Annotated in this window: 18 protein-coding genes and 1 pseudogene; 3 read left to right on the top strand and 16 right to left on the bottom strand. The window is 54.3% G+C overall.

The features are described from left to right. Positions 1–110: 110 nt before the first annotated feature. From OHL23_RS17835 to OHL23_RS17810, 6 genes are all read right to left on the bottom strand, one after another. Complete coding sequence (locus tag OHL23_RS17835) at positions 111–485, bottom strand: hypothetical protein (RefSeq protein ID WP_263353307.1); 375 nt, start codon at positions 483–485, stop codon at positions 111–113. Continuing rightward, on the bottom strand, positions 475–804 hold the full coding sequence (locus tag OHL23_RS17830) for an H-NS histone family protein (protein WP_263353306.1): 330 nt from the start codon (positions 802–804) through the stop codon (positions 475–477). Before OHL23_RS17830 ends, OHL23_RS17835 begins: the two co-directional genes overlap by 11 nt. After that, positions 767–1,234: a hypothetical protein gene (locus OHL23_RS17825; RefSeq protein ID WP_263353303.1), complete on the bottom strand. Its 468-nt coding sequence runs from the start codon at positions 1,232–1,234 to the stop codon at positions 767–769. Before OHL23_RS17825 ends, OHL23_RS17830 begins: the two co-directional genes overlap by 38 nt. Beyond that, positions 1,227–4,100 carry a MobF family relaxase gene (gene mobF, locus OHL23_RS17820; protein ID WP_263353302.1) on the bottom strand — a complete coding sequence of 958 codons (2,874 nt, stop codon included), beginning with the start codon at positions 4,098–4,100 and terminating at the stop codon, positions 1,227–1,229. Before mobF ends, OHL23_RS17825 begins: the two co-directional genes overlap by 8 nt. Before the next feature lie 145 nt (positions 4,101–4,245). Then, a complete protein-coding gene (locus OHL23_RS17815) occupies positions 4,246–4,488 on the bottom strand; it encodes a hypothetical protein (RefSeq protein WP_263353301.1) in 243 nt (80 codons plus the stop codon). 3 nt (positions 4,489–4,491) lie between these two features. Next, positions 4,492–4,788, bottom strand: a complete 297-nt coding sequence (locus tag OHL23_RS17810) for a hypothetical protein (protein WP_263353300.1) — start codon at positions 4,786–4,788, stop codon at positions 4,492–4,494. A gap of 115 nt (positions 4,789–4,903) precedes the next feature. Between OHL23_RS17810 and OHL23_RS17805 the strand changes: the two genes are divergently transcribed. After that, on the top strand, positions 4,904–5,254 hold the full coding sequence (locus OHL23_RS17805; RefSeq protein WP_263353299.1) for a hypothetical protein: 351 nt from the start codon (positions 4,904–4,906) through the stop codon (positions 5,252–5,254). Between the two features lie 475 nt (positions 5,255–5,729). Here the strand turns inward: OHL23_RS17805 and OHL23_RS17800 are convergent, their stop codons facing one another. From OHL23_RS17800 to OHL23_RS17775, 9 genes and pseudogenes are all read right to left on the bottom strand, one after another. Continuing rightward, positions 5,730–6,107, bottom strand: coding sequence for a DUF5615 family PIN-like protein (locus OHL23_RS17800; RefSeq protein ID WP_263353298.1), 378 nt, complete (start codon positions 6,105–6,107; stop codon positions 5,730–5,732). Between the two features lie 3 nt (positions 6,108–6,110). Continuing rightward, positions 6,111–6,728, bottom strand: coding sequence for a DUF433 domain-containing protein (locus OHL23_RS17795; RefSeq protein ID WP_263353296.1), 618 nt, complete (start codon positions 6,726–6,728; stop codon positions 6,111–6,113). A gap of 378 nt (positions 6,729–7,106) precedes the next feature. Continuing rightward, the gene (locus tag OHL23_RS28925) at positions 7,107–7,349 is read right to left on the bottom strand and encodes a helix-turn-helix domain-containing protein (protein ID WP_396127383.1); all 243 of its coding nucleotides are present in this window, start codon (positions 7,347–7,349) and stop codon (positions 7,107–7,109) included. 292 nt (positions 7,350–7,641) lie between these two features. Beyond that, positions 7,642–7,884 (bottom strand): hypothetical protein, encoded by a 243-nt coding sequence (locus OHL23_RS29200; RefSeq protein ID WP_449701818.1) that lies wholly within the window; start codon positions 7,882–7,884, stop codon positions 7,642–7,644. A 17-nt stretch (positions 7,885–7,901) separates the two neighbouring features. After that, positions 7,902–8,054: pseudogene (locus OHL23_RS29195) on the bottom strand (hypothetical protein); the annotation flags it as partial. 55 nt (positions 8,055–8,109) lie between these two features. Further along, on the bottom strand, positions 8,110–8,580 hold the full coding sequence (locus OHL23_RS17790; RefSeq protein WP_263353295.1) for a cyclic nucleotide-binding domain-containing protein: 471 nt from the start codon (positions 8,578–8,580) through the stop codon (positions 8,110–8,112). Between the two features lie 348 nt (positions 8,581–8,928). Next, the gene (locus tag OHL23_RS17785; protein WP_263353294.1) at positions 8,929–9,405 is read right to left on the bottom strand and encodes a hypothetical protein; all 477 of its coding nucleotides are present in this window, start codon (positions 9,403–9,405) and stop codon (positions 8,929–8,931) included. Between the two features lie 92 nt (positions 9,406–9,497). Further along, the gene (locus tag OHL23_RS17780; RefSeq protein WP_263353293.1) at positions 9,498–9,878 is read right to left on the bottom strand and encodes a DUF6632 domain-containing protein; all 381 of its coding nucleotides are present in this window, start codon (positions 9,876–9,878) and stop codon (positions 9,498–9,500) included. 483 nt (positions 9,879–10,361) lie between these two features. Beyond that, complete coding sequence (locus OHL23_RS17775) at positions 10,362–11,249, bottom strand: carboxylesterase family protein (RefSeq protein ID WP_449701817.1); 888 nt, start codon at positions 11,247–11,249, stop codon at positions 10,362–10,364. A gap of 423 nt (positions 11,250–11,672) precedes the next feature. Here OHL23_RS17775 and OHL23_RS17770 point away from each other — a divergent pair, with 423 nt between their 5' ends. Further along, positions 11,673–11,840, top strand: coding sequence for a hypothetical protein (locus OHL23_RS17770; RefSeq protein WP_263353292.1), 168 nt, complete (start codon positions 11,673–11,675; stop codon positions 11,838–11,840). A gap of 780 nt (positions 11,841–12,620) precedes the next feature. Here the strand turns inward: OHL23_RS17770 and OHL23_RS17765 are convergent. Next, entirely contained in the window at positions 12,621–13,106 is a 486-nt protein-coding gene (locus tag OHL23_RS17765; RefSeq protein WP_263353291.1) for a hypothetical protein, read from the bottom strand. A gap of 726 nt (positions 13,107–13,832) precedes the next feature. Between OHL23_RS17765 and OHL23_RS17760 the strand changes: the two genes are divergently transcribed. Continuing rightward, the gene (locus OHL23_RS17760; RefSeq protein ID WP_263353290.1) at positions 13,833–14,483 is read left to right on the top strand and encodes a hypothetical protein; all 651 of its coding nucleotides are present in this window, start codon (positions 13,833–13,835) and stop codon (positions 14,481–14,483) included. The last annotated feature ends 223 nt before the right edge of the window (positions 14,484–14,706 follow it).

Genomic DNA, 14,706 nt, shown 5'->3' with positions numbered 1-14,706 from the left:
GCCTCCCGCTGGGCAAATGATAGCGCATAAGTTTCTACATGTAGCACTTGGGTGTTTATCAACTATGATCCGAAACGCGTCACTTGGACGTAGAAACTCAGACTCTTCCGTCAAATCAGCTTCCCGCGAGGGGTGTACCTCATCGGTTCTATGCCGGGGGTGTTGAGCACAAGATTCAGGATTGCCGTAGAAAATACAAACCGTGTCTCATAGCCAATGGGATGCTTAGCTCTCTCCTGATACTTCGCCCCAAATCTCACCCGAACACGAAATTCCTCACCATTGTCGCCTGCGAAAATCATCTGCAGCTCAAATGTCTTTGGCTTTTCGCGCCCGTAGTAATACCTGCAACCGTGCGCCTTGGCCTGATCGACCAGGCTACGGATAAGGTCGATAGACTCCACGAAGACCTCGTACGCCACATCATCCTTCAAACCCGTCTTTATTCTTGAGAGGTATTCCGCACTCGTCTCTTCATAGTCCAATTTCCACCGCCTTCTTGTCCTCTGACTCCAGCTCGCGCAGCCATCCGGGCTTTTGCCCCTTAGCCTTCCATACAAGCGTTTTGTTGGTCGGGTGCTGGTACACATGCCCGCCCTTATATTGAGGCCCCTTGGCGGCCTTCGTTTTGGCTTTACCAAGGTCTTTCAAGGTTAAGCCTACGGCGGCGAGGGTAGCACGCGCCTGTTCGAGAGCCTTGTCTTTGCGATTATCGTCACGGTTTTTCAGAAGCTTATCCGCCAGCGTCTTGACCTCTCGCAAGTCGTCATCGTTGAAGCCGTCGAACATGTCTGCTTTGATCATTGTCATCTTCCCCCTTTATCTCCTTGAGAATCGATTCCATATCCGGGTACGAGCGCACGGCGGCAATGATGGGCTGGTTGTCGGGATTGGACTGCCGCAGGAGCATTTGCTGGCCTGATGGAAGCTCCCTGATGCTGTTGAGTTGGCCGTCGCGGATCTCGGCCACCAGCACGCCCAGGTTATGCCCTTCAATCTCCACCGCGCGCGGTCCGAAGATAAGCAGTAGCCTTTCGGAGTCGCTGTTGTCGGACCATCGGTAACCCGCATAGTGAGCCCAGGCGAAGCCTTCCGATTGCCTGCCGTCGCGGTAATCCACATGCAGGGTAAAGGCCTGTGCGGTATGCTGGCGCTCGCTGGTGTAGGTCTTTTCTTCTATCGTCTCGTTCTGCTTAATGATGTTCTTCAGGAACTTGCTCTGCGTATCAGGCATACGTTACGCCCTCCCGCTTCGAGCGCCAGTAGTCGGCGATTACGTCGGCACGCTGCCGTATGAAACGGCTCACACGGTTGCGCTCGAACGTCTGTGAGAAGCGTTCGCGCCAGGTTGGCCTTAATTTCGTGCGTGTCAGCTCCACTGCGGACAGGCGCTGTCCAGTGCGCGCAATGGCGTTGCGCACGTCCTCTTTGGAATCGACGTATATCTTTGCTTGTTCCCGGCCACGGGTGGTACTCACCAGCCATTGCTGCTGATTCGCCGCGCCTAACGACTCCTTCCCCTCCGCCACGAAGATTCTGTCCACGGTTTTGCTCTGGGATTTGTAGCTGGTGTCGTAATAGGCAAGCTCCACATGGCCGAAATCTCTGGGCATAAGCTTGCCCCCGGAAAGACGATAATCACCCTGCTTCGTATATCCCTCAACTGTATACAGGTCGCCATTATTGACGCTCGTTCCCTTTGCCTGTCCTGCTACCTTCAGTTTGCCGTTCTTTGTGATTCGTATCCGGTCGCCGATGCCCACCGCTTCCTCGCGCACACGATAGACTTCAAAACGATTTGCTTCCTTTACTGGGAGTGGGACGCGGGAACCATTTGTCATCTGCAGGAACGCCCTATCTTTGTCCTCGGCGACAACACCCTGGTCTCCCCGAGTAAAACCTTTGGCATTTTGATGAAACTCAAGAATCATGCGCGGCTCGTAATTACGGGCATCGCCCTTTTGGGCATCGGACCAGCCGGTCTTATCGCGGACTTTTGTAGCACGCTCATCGGTGATAGCGCCGCGCTCTCTAAGCCTTTCGCGCAATTCTTCCGTCAGCTTTTTCCCCTCCCGATGCGTTGGAGCCACAATCAGGGCAGTCTTCCCATCATCGACGGCTTTCAGGTAGTCGGAAACGAGCCTCTGATGTCTTTCTGGCCCGGAAACTTCTTCGACCCAGCCAAGCTTGTCTAATGCATCAAATCCCTTCTGTGCGCCTTTTGCCGTGCCGGTGTTGATATGCTCTACGGCTCTCTTGTATTCCGGAGTCGTCTGGCGTCGAATATCCTTCATAACGGCGTACTTTATGCCGCCCTCCCTTTCGATGAGCCGGAAAGCATCGCCTGCTTCCACACTTGAATGCTGAAAATAATCTCCTACAAGCAGCACCCGCGCCTTCTGTTCCTTTGCGATTTGGAACAGCTGTTTCATCTCTTTCGTAGAAGCCTGGCCGGCCTCATCGAGCAAAATCCATTGTTTGTGAAGGCGGGCTTGCATTTCCTCGTTTTTAAAGAGTGTGGCGAGCGTTTCGGCATCCTTAAAGCCGACCTTCCGCAATTCACCGCGTGAGGCCGTGGTTGATTGGGCGAATGCGTATACCGTGTTGTAATCACCTGATCGACTTTCAATCGCGGAAATCACGCCGTTCACCGTCTGCAGCATGTGCGTTTTGCCTGTGCCGGGACCGCCGCGTATTCCTGTGACCGTATCCCGGCTATTGAGCACATGCAGGGCAGTCTTTTTCTGTTCATCGGAAAGCCCGCCAAGAGGATCGAGGGATGGGTTTGAAAGCGATTTTTGCGGACTTTCCGTAGAGTTGCCCTTTAAATCGCCTCTTGATCCGGTGAACGGCTCTTGCTTGCTCTGCTTATTCGAAAAATAAGACAAGTCCGCTTTGCTTAATCGCTCCGTACCGACTAAGGCACTGAATTTCCTCTGTCCATCTATTGCGAATTGCAGCATCGCCATTTCATCACGTAGCACGGCCTTCGTTGTCGTCATCACCTGGCCGTCGCGCTTTTGGGCAATGACTTCCGGATGTTGTGTTATATCGGCAACATTTTGTGGCAACACGGAGCCAACGCCATAGGCAAGCGCTTCCTGTTTCAGGCGTTTTTCTGAGACAGTCGATGCTTTCTGAAACGAGTGCTCCAGCGCGTATTCTTTGGCCCGCTCGGGCGTTATCGCTGCGTCGCCTTTGCTCCATCCATGGCGTGCTGTTTGCAATGCAAGCAGTTCTTCTGGTGTGGCGCGCGCTGTCCATTCCTTGCGCAGTTCCGACATGCTAGCTGGTTGCGCAGATTTCTTCTCTCGTGTTTTGCGGCCGAGTTTGCCTTTTTCTTCCGCACTCGTAATGCCTCGCCTTTCGGCTTCGGCTTCGATAACGGCAGTACGTTGCGAGAATTTCTCGATAGTTTGACGGGAGATACCGGCCAGGGTAAAGCTATTGCCGTCTTTCTCAACCCCGTATCCTAGTTCCTTCATTCCATTTGCTAGTCGGGAAAGATACGCTGCTTGGTAGTAGCCCTTGTCTCTAACGATATCCCCAAGCTGAATCGCCCGCCAGTCCTGCTCCGACTGACTGAAGGTCATATTCTGTACGGTCGCGTGAGTATGCAGGTGGAAATCGATCCTCCCATTAACCTGCCTCGCCGTTCGATGGCTGTTAAGCGCGTAGACCATTTCGCCCGTCAGCTCATCATGGTCAGCGCCCCCTTTTCTGACTCTGGCCTTTGCATCCTCTTCCATCTCCGTCATTGTTGCCCGGACTGCATTTAGATGGACGGTATATACGCGTTCATCCCCACCGAGTTCATACGCCCCAGAAACCGCTTTCGGCGCATTGAAAGTGATATCCGTGAGAACGCGCCTGTCGTCCTTCATGCGGGGCGTTATTTGCTCCCCCGTGTGGGGATTGCGGTTCTTGCACAGGGCGAAAAAATCTTCCTTCTTAACTTCACCGGACAGGCTAAGCCTTTTCGCTCCCTTGCCACCCCATTCGCCCGGCATCTCTACAGAGTCGTGCGTGTAGTAATCGCCGGGCGCGACATGCTGCGAATAGTAATCCTTCGCTGCCTTAGCTCCCTTGATGTGATTCATGAAAACCATCGGCCTCACCGAGTGAATTGCCTCTGCAATACAACCGATACGATAGAGCGGCAATAGTAAAAATCAACCTGATGGATGGTTCAGAAAAGCGTATAGACGAGTCCCCTAAGCAGAGCTTAGGACGCTTACGCGCTTTTCAGAACGGTATGTCGACACCCTTCGACTGTTCCTTCTTAGGTTGTTTTCTCTTGGCGCTCCGTGAGGTCGTATTTCTCAATTCGAGCGGACGATTTTCAGGCTCTTTACCAGTCTCGTTGCGCTCGCGCGCCATAACACGATCCTGCTCCCATTCGGTGAGAAGCTTCTGCACCTGCGGGCTGTGATTTGCTGCATCGTTTTCAGAGCGAAAACTTTGCAATAGACGTTCGGCTGTTCGCATGGCTCACCTCTCCATTCCGCGGCTGCGGTTCTGAGTGTTGGTATTGCCCTTATGGCTGTCGGTTGGGCTGAGGGCTTTCTGGGATATATTGATGCTGCTCTGGTTATGGCGAAGGGCTTCCTTGCCATCGGCCTGATTCGATCCGCTTTCGTGCGATTGGGTTCTGTGCTGTGTTGCTTTATCCATCAACGAAGAAGCGGGATGGGCCGCTTCAACGGCTTGCGCCTTCACCTGGGAGGGAAGGTTCTGGATGCCTGTAGACGGCGTCGGTGGTTGGGTTGTGGCTGCTTGACTATTCATTCCGGGATACTCCATGGCGTTAACCTCACTATGGAAATACTGAGCCAGGCATTGAATTTCTGAGCGTTAAACCGGAGTTAAGTCGAATTCTGAAGGATAATATTCAGATCGGCCCATGACTTCGCTCTACACAGAAGAGATACTACCGAGCGCTGAGGAGACCCGCGACAGCGCCGAGTACCGCGTGATCGACGGACAATTGGAGCGCAAGAAAAGACCGGCACTGATTCGCGGGCTGAACTGGAATTACAACCACGAATTGAAGAATGTGTTCAAGGGCGCAGCCAATGCGGCCAGCGTTGGCCAGGGAGACTTTCGCAAGTTTTACCTCGGACTGCTCAAGAAGGGAATGCGGCCGGAGATGGCAGGGTTGACCTTGGCCCGCAAGATCGCTGCCATTGCCCTGAAGATTTGGAAGAAAGGAGAATCGTTCGACGCTGAGCATCTGAAGTCACAAGCAGCTTGAGTGCACAACGCCCGTCGGAATGCGAGATTAGCAAATGCGCGATTCGCCGGCACTGAGCGCTCGGGTTCGAGGGTGAGTATCTTCCGTCGGGATAAGCCACGCCATCAAAAGGCAAAGTTTCAGGCTCACCCTATGCCCCCTCGGACAACCCAACAAAGCCATAGGCCACGAGTCTCAAATAGAACCATGGTTGGCAATTGCCATCACGCTGCTTAATGGCGCAATGAGGCCGCGCGAAAGAACGCAAAAAACATGATCTCACAAATGTTCGATGCATTCGGTGAGGCGAGCTGTGCTCCGGAAAGAGTTCGTGGAGCTGCGAGCTGGGCTGGATATCCGAAAAACATCCCCTCCTCGCGGCTGAGGAGAAGTGCTTTTACTCGACATCCCCTTTTATAGAACCCGACGGGCAGAGCGTCGCGACGGAAAGCAGAAGATTCAATCGATACGCAGGTTTTCCAGATTCTTGCCCGGTCTATTCGTCCTTCGGATAGGGGTATTCCACGCATTCAATCTGTTGTCGAACGAAGTTGACCTCAATGACAGTGTTGATCAGTTCCCGTGGGCCAGCATGATCCAGTACCGCGCTGAAGAGTTCCCGCTGCCGCTTGGGTGTCACATTTGGCACGATAACCACCAAACCGGCGTGGAACATCTCCTTCTTGTAAAGCGCGAGGAAATCGAATCGATTGTTGGTGACGAATGTGTAGTCATGCTCGACTACTATCTCCATCAGTTCCCAGTCTTTGGAACTTCCCTGACCCAGGTAGTTCACATGGTCGGCGACCTGTCCGCGGCTATGGGCTAGTTCAACCAGAGAGGTGTGGAGGCATTCATCTATCAACCACTTCACGCGTTACTCTGCCAGAGCCTTTGCGCGTAAGAGCGCGCCGGCAGGTTTCTTTGCAGCCGTCCAGGGGCGTTGCGACGGACGGCCACGCCGCGGAAAGGCGCGCACGTAGAGCGTCGCCAGTTCCACCTTGGTTCGGTCCAGAGCCGGATATCCTTCGAGGATTTCCTCAACGCTGGCGCCATCGGCCAGCATCTCCGCGATGAGTTCGACGGGAATGCGTGTTCCCCTGTAGACGGGCGTGCCGCGCAAAATCTCTGGATCGGAGGTCGTCATCTGTTGGGCCTTAGTGAGCCGCATCAACTGCTGTTCGATTTCCTGGCGCACATGCTTTACCTGAATCGTGACAGCCGAACCTTCGGACAGGTGGACCATGTCGATTTCGGGCGAGTTCGCTACGGCCTTCGCGACTTCGCGGCGGGTGGCTAGCGGCAACAGCTTCACTCCTTCGGCTTCCAGCCGGAGATACACCAACTGGTTCTGCGAGAGAAACCGTTGAGTCTCCCGGCCTACTCTCCTCCGTCGAGGACGGATCAACCGGCCGTCGATTAGTTTGTGCACGGCCTTCAGCGGCAGATCGGCAACTGCGGAAGCTTGTGCGGGGGTGTAGACTGCGTCGTTCATAGAATAATCCTACTCTCTATAGGGAAGAATTATCAACTCGGGTGCATGTCGCCCAAACTTTTCAAGCAAGGTCGCACTCTATGAGCCACATGCAGGATTCATCTATACCGGTTCAACCGGCCAAGAAGAAGCGAAATCTCTCTGCAGAGGGCCGGGCTCGCATTGCTGCGGCAGTGAAACGTCGCTGGGCAAAACAAAAGGGCTGAACACTCCCGGACATCGAGTCCGATCACGCAATGTAGAGCAATTTGATCCGATTCAGTCGGCTTCACAGGTTCCAAGGCGAGATTCAGCGACCTTTTGGCATGAAGTTAGACTTCATGGTACGCGCTTGTCGTACGCGAACTCGAGTTTCGTTCAGAACGTTCAAGATTTTTGCTAGAGACTTTTGCGGGGAAGAATTCGAGGTGCCGAGAAATCAAACAAGTCCCTCACTTCCAATCCGAACGATTTAGCAATTCGTTCTAATGCGTCTGGCCTCGGCCATCCCTTACCGAGTTCGATCGAGGCGATCCGCCGGGAACTGAGCCGCACTTTAGCGGCATATTCTTCTCGGCTGACGCCCGCCAAGTCTCGTAGTTCGCGTATTCTCGATCCGAGCTTGGCCTGCAGTCTGGACACTCAACAAGTGTCCAGAATTTAACCGTCAAGTAACATGATCTCTAAGTTCATAAAATATGGCGTAAAGCGCTGAGTGGAACTATGCGTTGCACGAGACAAGCAGCAACGTGCAGTAGGCAAAATGGGGACCTCCAAATTTCGGAGGAAGTGAGATGAGTTCAGAAGCCGCGATATACGATCCAAGTACGCTTCCGGAGGCAGAGGATGCCGAGTTATCGGCAGTGCCGTAGTCGTTCCCTCCTGAAGAAGGCAGCGGGAAAGCATTCAAGATCGGCTGCAGGAGCGCAGGCGCTTACTCTCGCAAGTACACATCGGGTACAAGCTGAGCGGATGCAGCCTGCGGCTGAGTTAGTTGCAGTCCTTCATACGAGGCGAAGAAGAACGACCTGCAGGCGTCCCGGTTGACACAGTGTGGGCGCAGCGGACCTCCCGCCGTTCCACCAAAATCGCTCTGGCGGAGCGCTGCTTGCGATGCGCCGTAGTGATTGTTAAACCAAGCCGCGCAGCCATCTTGCGAACATACGCTGGATTGCACCTGTCGTCCTGATCACCAGTCACAAAGAGCATCGCGGGATAGTTCACGTCACTCTTGACTCGGTGGTAAGGAGAGTAGCCGTAAAGAGCCTGAAATTCGTTGGGATTGGCTGTTGAACTGTACTCACCTCGCCACCGGGCTGCCCGGTCGAAAAGTTCATACCGGACCATGTCGAGCAGAGGAGCAATGCAAATCCCTGCACGAAAAGTTCAGGGTGTTGCGTCACTACTGCCCCCACCAGCAGGACCCCACCAAAAGAACTCGTGAGGAGGGGGTCTCCTTTACGTACTGTGGCGCCATTGAGAGTCGGTCCGTCATCGTCTGAAAAATGGCGGTGCCGCTCGAGGCGGAATCTCGAATCAACTCCTGAAGTTGCTGTCGGTCGAAACGCGCCAGGCGGCAGCGAGTTACGGCTAGCACGGAGACGATATTTGCGGTGCCCAGGAGGATTGGAATCTCGCCAAAAAACTCGCCCGCCTTGAGTTGCTCAAGCTCCCGGCGTTGTCCCACAATATCTTTCACTACCTGGAGTGAGCCCTCGAGAACGACAAAAAAACGAGGATCCTCGCCTTCGCGTATGACCCGATCACCGTCTTCAACGCGGATATCCGCAGCCTTTTGTGCGAGTCTTTGGCGCGCGGGTTCATCCAGGACGGCGAAGAGAGGAATGGGCGCCAGTTCTGCAGCAGTGATCATGTAGTCTTTCCCCGCTACACCTAGGGTAGGCCCATAGCAGGAGATAAAGTGTTTTTTCTTCAGGATCTCGCCAGTGCTTTAAGGTTGGGAGATAAGGTGTCTTCGTGGTTCCGCTGTATGTGAATTCCTCCTCGATTTGCACGAAGTGATTCGCGTAATGCCTTCAAAGTCGGCTTATCGGTTCCCCAGCCGGAGGGGTCAGGGCCGGACGAGTTACCGCAAACCCCGTTTCACGGGAACTGGGCGTCAGCGCCGAACGACCACCTTTCCGACAAGGCGACTCCTCCAGTTGCCAACCTCCGAGCTGCCGACCAACCGGGAGCTTCGATCCTGAACTGATTGCCGTCCTCACTTCATGAGAAGAAAGATCAACGTGGCGACGGTCGCGAGATGAAGCAGTATATGCGCAGTGTTTGGGACCATTCTATTGCGCGGCGGCAAGAAGGAATACGTTTTGCCGAACATGATTTGATAACGAGCGGCTCGCTTCGGTTCCGGTCGGAAAAGATAAGGTATCCACCAGGCGCGGATTTGCCCAATCAAGAGCAGGCCATAGCTAATCACGAGCCAGTCGTAAAGCCAGTCCGGATAAGGTTGTCTAAAGTGCAACAGGCTAAAGCACAGCCCGATGGTCCACGGTACGCCTTGAATGAGAGTTACAGTGACGAGACGGCGTGTCGTATCCTGGCTGCGTACCGCTGCGACATCGTTGAGACGTCCAAGGGGAATCCAGTCGTGAACCCAGAGAAAAAGGACCTGAAACACTTGGAGTGCGAGCACAACCATCTCAATTTCGCGGTTTGCCGGGAAATGCTGCTGTGTCATTCCCGTCCTCTTAGCACCTTTGTGGTCTCGATTACTCCGGATCACGAACAATCCGGAAGGAACCCGATTAGGGAAGAGAAGCCGACTATTCGTCAGTATGAGTGGAATTGGCCCGGTTGTGACGGTGACTCCAGAAGCTGCTTCGATGGCGCGAGCGCGACTAAGACGGCGCCGATGATCACAAGAACAGCCACCCCGATCAGTTCTCCACGTGCGACCATGTTGAGACATGCCTGGGTGCCCATGAGCGCGCCATGAGCGAAACTTGACCATGCTGTGAAGGCAATCACGCTGCGACTTGCAGACGGATTGCGGATTGCTAAAAGTAGAAAGACGCCGAGTGTGACGTACAAGCTGAACTGCATAGAAAGCGCAGGCGCTTGTCGAATAAACACCACCATGGGGTAGCCCAAGGCGATAAAGAGCAATCCCACCACCGCCAGTACGATCTTCAATGCCAATTCACGATTCATGGATCTCCTCTGAATAGCTGCCGCCCAGACTGATTCCCGATCGGTTAGAGATTTCGTCCGCAGATACCGAGCGACCATCATACGCTGAACCGCCCCTGTACGTTTCTCGAAGTCGCATGCTCAGCCAGCGACTCGCCATAACCAGTCATCCGAATCTAAAAATCGGCCTCCCGACTGGAAACTCGTGATCGATACCAGGGAGGAAGCGCATGGCCATTCTGTCCAGACCTTGTCGTACAGCATATCCGTAAACCGGGCAAGTCCAATGCCTCGCTATTCTCGAAGGGCGCTTCTCACCGTGACCATACCTGTAGGATTGCCCGTATCCGTGGCACCTGCACTTTCTCGTCTTTTGGGGATGTAGTCAAACCGAACTGTGACGGAAGATTGTCATTCCGCACCCGAATTGCGAAATCCCAGTGGCATGTTACTGAGTGGCAAACGGCTTGCCGCGCACCGTGGCATAGACCGAATCGAAGACAGTCAGGCCGTTGATATTCGCAACGCCCCCCCACTGTGATCGGCGAAATATTGGACTTTGGCACCGGCGTTGGTGAACGCAGGCCACAGAGGAAGGTCGGGGCCGTTTGGATTGCCCGACCTCGCGAAGTTTACCCAGTAGCTGGACATCTCGTCAGCCAACTTCCTGTCTCCCGCAGTCCAGTTCCATGGCGACTGGTCCAGGTGGTCGAAAACATACCAGAGCTCGGCGAAGTGGCTCGCGCCCCAACCCGCGTAAATGGAGCCGATGGGGAAGGGCGGCTGCTGTCGAAAAGAGTAGTAAAAGACAGGATACTTGCCGATTCCGGCCTGCAACCTCGCCCAGGCCCACATGTCCCAGCCGAAACGAAGATCGCGCTCGAGGCCGAGCTGCGCCCGCCTCGCCTCTTCGTCGGTCGCGTGGGGATATGCTGCGATTAGCGCAGGGGAAAGTTCGCCAACGCTGCGCTCCAGATCGCTTGAGAAGCTGCCTGCCGTCTCGTGGGAGACATCTACCATCGCACGTGCCTCGTCGCTGTTCGAACCGATCAGCAACGGGACATCGTTTTGCTGCCCCGCAGCGAACGTCTCGTATGGAGAGGCGGGAAGCACATACGGCTCGATCACCGCGTGAACGATGCCTCCGGCGTTGCCCGTGAAGTGGCTCGCAGGCAGCCGGCGCAGCTCCATGACCGATGGCGCCCCCAGCGAAACAGCGTACTTCTCCCCGTCGCGTTCTGCATTGGCCAGAAGGAACTGAGGTCCGAGTTGGAGCGGCTCAAACAATCCTCCGCTCTCTCCGATGGCACGCTGGAACAAGCCCTTCGCAAGTGGCGAGGCCATGAGAATGTTAACCGAAATAGACCCGGAGGATTGACCGGCGATAGTCACGCATTTTGGGTCACCGGCAAATGCCGCAATGTTTCTATGTACCCATCGGCGCAGCGGTCATCCGCTCGGCGTCGGCGATATACTTTAGAGCTCGAACTCGTGTTTCCTCGACTGTCTGCCGTGACGTACCTAAGAAATCGCGATATGCATCCGTGATAATGCAGCGGCAGCCAACTTCGTCTGCAACCCGGAGAGTAATTTTGAACGCCTCCGCAATGAGTGCGTGGCCCAGACCCTTGCCCCCAAAACGATGATCGATTGCCAATCGTGCAAGCAAGATCAACGGGAGATCGTATGGAGGCAGACCCCGAACATGCTTTTTCGGCAAGAGATCGCGGGGCACGCTCGAAGTTGCCAATGTGAAGTAGCCCAGAACTGAGCGAGGCGCGGATTTATGACTACCTGCTTCCTCATGCGGAGAAGGTGAAGGTCGCGCATCCAGTGATGCTGAGGGCGATCGCGGCGGCCAAGAAGAAGAACGACAAAATAGATGCCGGCAAGATCGCTGACTGTCTGCGATGCGATTTCCTGCCGGAGTGTCATATGGCTTCGACGGAGATCCGGGATCCGATCAAATGCGCGCTCTCCTAAGCGCGCCCAGAAAGCTCGTGCTTTTTGCTTGACTTTGACTTACATGGATGTCGTAGAGAAGTTGCGACCGGAAATGAGCGAACTGCGAGCGGAGCGGCACTCAAGCCATTCAAGCTCGCAGAAACCTTCGGGCAAACCGATACGAAGAAACTAGCCCCATACGAAGTCACCTCTTACACCAGTGATAATCCGGTTTATCGTTTACTAAATAGGTCGGCCAGCCGCATCAGTTTTTTCGTTACTTTTCCGAGAGCCGACTTTACGTCTACATGGAGTGTTGACCTCTGCCGTGACAGCTAACCGGAAACGCGTAACTTGTTGATACCAGGCGTGGCGGATGGCTCCCTGAGCGCCCTGAAACCCCCATGGCAACGGTTATTGGACCCTTATCGGACCCGCGACCTCTGCCCGACCTTTGCCTTTTGACCCACGCCAGTCAAAACAGTTCAAAACTGAATCGGCAAAGCCTGAAGTATTGCCCACTTGCGGACCCACGACTTTTGCCCTTCCGACCTCTGCTTTTTGACCCACGTTTCTCTGCGATGCACCTGCCGCCACTTCTGCGAAGGCCGTTTGCCGATACGCTGATGCCGATCCTGCCTTTGTTACGGAAACGATTCTCAATGAGTTCATCGCCCTGTTGGCTTCATTCGAGAATCCACCAACAATCAGGGCACCGAACTCAGGACAGACTAGTCGGAAACGTCATTGTTGCCATACTCTCAGTCCCAGAGCACGCCGGTGCCACAGAAGATGAAGTGGACAACTTGCCAGCGGCTTTTACTCTCCGGCTGGCAAGACTTCTTCAATCCCAGCCCAGGGTCCACCTTGCAGCACGAGGTACTTCAGGTAAAGTTCGGAGCCTATGCGATCTGCCGATACGAGCAGACTACGGGCAGCCTCCTGAACGCGTTCATTTGTCAGGGTGGCGTAGTCAAAGTTCTCCTCGATCATTCCCTCGGAGTGGGGAATGTTGAGCAAGTCAAGAAAGCAGACAATAACGGCACGATGCTCGTGGAGAAGATATTTCTTCAGCAGGTCATCCACGATCGGGTCAGGAAGTGACAGGGTTGCCGCCGTCCAGTTGACCAGCCGCTCAGTCGGGCTTTTGCGGACAAAGACCTCACGCAGGTTTTTTGCTTTTGCAAGAGAGGCAAAGAGAAACTGTTTCTCTGCGCCCTTTGACTCAGCCCAGAAAATCTGGCAGACGGCGACTCGGATCTCATTTGGTAATTGTCGCCAAACACGATTAGCAGAAACTGGCACCAGCGATCCTCTCATACGTCAGATCTGAAGCATCAGCTTTGATGATAACGGTTGCAGAAAAAGTATGTGGGGACAGCTGTCGGTTTACGGTAAGCCCTGGTGTCGCCAATCCAGCACGACCGGCGGCGTCGGCAGACACAAGCTCAATTCACAGTGTCGATCCTTTGCTTCTGCCCGCGAGATGAAGGAGAATCATTCCGACCCAAGGGTCACGTGCCTGTAAGTGATTTGCGCACAACCCTTGGCAGCCGGTAGCTGTCGGTTCCTGAACTATCATTGAATAATGCCGCAAACCCTACGTGAATTTCTGAAATCCGATGTCTGTGATCTGCCGCGCCCAAGAGACCCCAAACTTTCACTCGCGACGCAATTGACGAAGATGCACAATGCCTTCTTGAAAGGGCTTAGGAACATCGATCTCAATGAGACAAGTGGACAGGCGGCACTCTCGCAGAGCAAGGTTATAAGGAAAGCCGGGCGGCAAGTTGTGTCAGCGTCGGCCGAATACCTAAATGGTTCTCCTTTCAAGGCAGCTACGGAACTACGAGCGGGCCTTGAACTTCTTCGGCCGCACCTTGAGAAACTGATCGCCTCCCGCCAAGAGCTCACCGACCTTTTTCGGGTCAGGGAGATCGATACTCTCGCAAATGCTCAGCGAAAAGACATCTTTCATGTGCCATTCGAACTACGGCACCGCGTAACAACCCAGCGATACAGTATTTCTGGTTGGCCTTCGCTCTATTTGGGGCTTCCTTAATGGTTTGTTGGGAAGAGGTCGGCCGACCGGCATTTCACAAGCTCGCCGTCGCGAACTTCGATGCTGAAAAAACGATGACAGTTCTGGATTTTGGTTATCGTCCAACGGTGATCGCCGACCTACATCAGCCCGACGAAAAAGAGATCAGCTTTTTTACACCTGAGTACATGACCAGCTACCTCATATGCTGGCCGCTTCTTGCCGCCTGCAGCATGGAAGTTCAACATCGTGGCACTAGCAGTACCTTCATCGAGGAGTACATCGTGCCTCAGCTACTTCTCCAATGGCTTCGGGACGAGGCCTTTCAGATCGATGGAATCCGCTATTTTTCCATGCGAGTGCATCAAACTGCAGAGGCACCCCGCCTTGCGATCAATTATGTTTTCCCGGTTCGGACTGACTCCTCCTCCGGGCACTGTGGCCAGCTCAAAAAACGGTTCACGCTGACTCCTCCGATCCCTTGGAACATCTTGGAGGGAGTAGATCTCAAAGCGCCGGGCACGAGGCGACTAAACGAACCCTATCTGATCAACTCAGAGGTGGCCGCCGTTTACGACGACACGGTCTTTGGCAAGCTCGAACCGCGCTTCGCACGCCTTCCAAAATTGAGGCTCTCCTGAGGGAGCGGACAATATAGCTGAATGTCCAGACAACAAAGACATCCTAACGGTGACAGACGCTTAGGTGCGCCGCCTCCTCTGCCTGTGATGTGAAAATTAAGATTCAGGAACGCGCTAGAGTCCCGAACTAACTCTGGGATGACGCCGAATCGCCAATGCTTGATTCGAGGAAACTCAGTTCTGGAAACGCGGTATGGCCGCCAGCCGAGATTTCAGAGCGGTA

The organism is Acidicapsa acidisoli, from assembly GCF_025685625.1.
GTDB lineage: Bacteria > Acidobacteriota > Terriglobia > Terriglobales > Acidobacteriaceae > Acidicapsa > Acidicapsa acidisoli.
Note: the sequence above shows the minus strand (reverse complement) of the source record. Positions and strands in the feature narration are given on the sequence as shown.

Bases quoted from the DNA above. Each gene is read 5' to 3' on its own strand.
- OHL23_RS17830 (WP_263353306.1), bottom strand. From the start codon at position 804: ATGATCAAAGCAGACATGTTCGACGGCTTCAACGATGACGACTTGCGA.
- OHL23_RS17825 (WP_263353303.1), bottom strand. From the start codon at position 1,234: ATGCCTGATACGCAGAGCAAGTTCCTGAAGAACATCATTAAGCAGAAC.
- mobF (WP_263353302.1), bottom strand. From the start codon at position 4,100: ATGAATCACATCAAGGGAGCTAAGGCAGCGAAGGATTACTATTCGCAG.
- OHL23_RS17815 (WP_263353301.1), bottom strand. From the start codon at position 4,488: ATGCGAACAGCCGAACGTCTATTGCAAAGTTTTCGCTCTGAAAACGAT.
- OHL23_RS17810 (WP_263353300.1), bottom strand. From the start codon at position 4,788: ATGAATAGTCAAGCAGCCACAACCCAACCACCGACGCCGTCTACAGGC.
- OHL23_RS17805 (WP_263353299.1), top strand. From the start codon at position 4,904: ATGACTTCGCTCTACACAGAAGAGATACTACCGAGCGCTGAGGAGACC.
- OHL23_RS17795 (WP_263353296.1), bottom strand. From the start codon at position 6,728: ATGAACGACGCAGTCTACACCCCCGCACAAGCTTCCGCAGTTGCCGAT.
- OHL23_RS17790 (WP_263353295.1), bottom strand. From the start codon at position 8,580: ATGATCACTGCTGCAGAACTGGCGCCCATTCCTCTCTTCGCCGTCCTG.
- OHL23_RS17785 (WP_263353294.1), bottom strand. From the start codon at position 9,405: ATGACACAGCAGCATTTCCCGGCAAACCGCGAAATTGAGATGGTTGTG.
- OHL23_RS17780 (WP_263353293.1), bottom strand. From the start codon at position 9,878: ATGAATCGTGAATTGGCATTGAAGATCGTACTGGCGGTGGTGGGATTG.